At 60.1% G+C, this 2,550-nt stretch carries 3 protein-coding genes; all 3 read right to left on the bottom strand.

Annotation, left to right across the window (positions count from 1 at the left end):
* Positions 1 to 933, bottom strand: a 933-nt coding sequence (locus ACFFAR_RS30605; protein ID WP_375509159.1) for an ArnT family glycosyltransferase, incomplete at its 3' end; no start/stop codon positions are given.
* A gap of 256 nt (positions 934 to 1,189) precedes the next feature.
* Entirely contained in the window at positions 1,190 to 1,444 is a 255-nt protein-coding gene (locus ACFFAR_RS30600) for a type B 50S ribosomal protein L31 (protein WP_056363961.1), read from the bottom strand.
* A 164-nt stretch (positions 1,445 to 1,608) separates the two neighbouring features.
* Positions 1,609 to 2,433 (bottom strand): zinc-dependent peptidase, encoded by an 825-nt coding sequence (locus tag ACFFAR_RS30595; RefSeq protein ID WP_174364576.1) that lies wholly within the window; start codon positions 2,431 to 2,433, stop codon positions 1,609 to 1,611.
* Positions 2,434 to 2,550: the final 117 nt, after the last annotated feature.

Here is a 2,550-nt window from a genome sequence, read left to right as displayed (position 1 = left end):
CCAGCTCACGAAGGTCCAGATGGCGAGCGGCCATGCGGGCCAGGTGAATAGCGGCAGATTCTTGATTGCGTAGGACAGCGCCGGGATCGGCGAGCCGGAGAACGCGTCGAAACTGTGACGCCACCATTGGCGCAGCCACCATTCGCCGTCGTCCGGGTAAAGATGCAGCACCGGCCAGACCCACGCGCCGATCAGGATGACCGCGACCGGCACGCCGAGCACGAGCAGATAAAACGGCCGCACTTCACGCACGATCACGGTCATGGCCAGCGTGCAGATCAGGAGCGCAAGCACCAGCACCGGACTGCTCGACAAACCGACAAGGCCGATCGCCGCGCCCCAGATGAGCGCGCCTTGAATGGGTTTATCGCAACTGCGCACGAGGCCGTACACGAGCATGGCGGTACCGGCGAACTGGGCAAGCTGAGGCGTGGTTTCGTGGCCACGCTCGGCAAGACCAAAGCAGGCGAGCAAGATGAGCAGGGCGCCGTCGGCGAGCGTGCGGCCGTAGTCACGCGGTTCCGGTTCGCCGCCGAACGCGTACTTGAAGGGCTGCGCTTCGTCGCGGCGGCCGAGCAAATACGCCGTGTACCAGACAAACGCGCACGCAATACAAAAGAGCAGGCCGGTGACGACCCGCGAGGCGTTGCTGGCATCGACCCAAGGGCTCAGCAGGCGAATGAAACCCGCGCCGAACCAATAGATGAACGGGCCGTCGGAGGTCAGCGCCTTGCCGACCAGATTCGGCAATAGCCAGTCCTTGACGCTGCCGTTGGCCATCGTCCACATCACGCCGAAACCTGCCGCGTCCTCGTTTTTCCACGGATCGCGGCCGAACAGGCCAAACGACGCATAGACGATACAAATGGTCAGCAGCAGCCAGCGCGGCAGGGCGCTGGTTGCGGAGGCGGTCAGACGGATGACATTTCGCATGCGGTGGCGACAGGAAACAGAACGGATTGGGCGAAGCGGCGGCGCTGGATCAAGGCTGGCAAGCCCGGGAGCGCGCGGTTTTCGTGACGCTTTTTCGTCACTTTTTAGTTAGTGCAATTTTTAACGAATCCGGCATTGTAGACGGGAGCCGTCGCGTGCGTCGTTGCGGTGCGTAGACGACGGGCTTCCGACGAAACTTCAAGCGAAAAAAAAGGCAGCTTTCGCTGCCTTTCTTCAGTGCTGCAATTCTGCTGAATTACTTCTTCGACGAGAACGCTGCGAACTTCTTGTTGAACTTCTCGACACGGCCGGCCGTGTCCATGATCTTTTGCTGACCGGTGTAGAACGGATGCGATTCCGACGACACTTCGATCTTTGCCAGCGGGTACTGCTTGCCTTCGAACTCGCCGGTTTCGCGCGTGTTGATGGTCGAACGCGTAATGAATTTGAAATCATTCGACATGTCGACGAACAGCACTTCGCGGTAATTCGGGTGAATGCCTTCTTTCATGGTCTTTCCTTTGGTATCTGTTGGTAGCCAGCCCGCTCAACGTGCGCTCAGTATGACGTTTGTCACTTTTCCCGAGCGCGAGCCACTTGCCTGAGGTCGAAAACCGTGGATTATGCCAGAAAATCAGTCGCCTGGCATGTTTTTGGATCCCTCTGGCCAGGCGCTTACGCAAGCGCACCCACGTTCGCCGGGTCTTGCCGGTAGTAACGCGCGAGCAGCCGATACAGCTCGGGATAGTCCCGTTCGAAGGCCGCCGGTTTCACGAACAGGGCCTCGCTGCACACCGCGAAAAACTCTGACGGATGGTCGGCCGCGTACGGATCGATCAGGGATTCGCGCTCAAAACGGTTCCATCGGCGGTCGGAAACGGCGTCGACTTGAGCGCAGAAATGGTCGTAGGCATGATCGAAGACATCGTTCCAGGCCACGGAATCGAGCGGCGCATGCCATTTGCGGTAGAGCGGCGGGTGTCCATCCGCCTCGCCGTTGAGCATGTCGATCTTGTGCGCGAACTCATGGATCACGACGTTGTACGCGTCCTCCCCGTCGGTCATCTGCGCGTCCTCCCACGACAACACCACCGGGCCGCCTTCCCAAGCCTCCCCGCTGGCGTCGTGTTCGATCTCATGCACCACGCCGTCCTCGTCCTCGACCGTTTTCTTGATGACGAACTCGCCCGGGTACACGATCACGCCCACCCATCCGCGATACAACTCCAGGCTCAGGTTCAGCACCGGCAGGCAGGCCTGCAAGGCGATGGAGACGATCATCGCGTCGGTCAGCGGCAGATCGTGCGCCGTCGAAAATTCCTTCTCGGCGATGAAAAGCGTCGTGTTCTCACGCAGACGCTCCAAGTCGCCAGCACTAAGATGGCCGAAAAACGGCAGCCGGTCGAGCGTGGCTTGCCATAGCGCGTCATCGATCGCGTACTTGCGCAGCGCCCGTTCGCGACGATTCCCGCCGATCAGCCGGGTCAGAAAATTGGCCATGAGGTCCGTGTCAGTCTCTCGAATTCAGTCAATCTGTTTTTGCCATGCCGCGAACAGACCACCGCAAATCGCGACGCCCATCAGGAAATAAAAGCCATCGAGCGACGCCAGGAAACT

This window comes from uncultured Caballeronia sp. (genome assembly GCF_964243625.1).
Taxonomy (GTDB): domain Bacteria; phylum Pseudomonadota; class Gammaproteobacteria; order Burkholderiales; family Burkholderiaceae; genus Caballeronia.
This window is presented reverse-complemented; position numbering and strand designations above follow the sequence as displayed.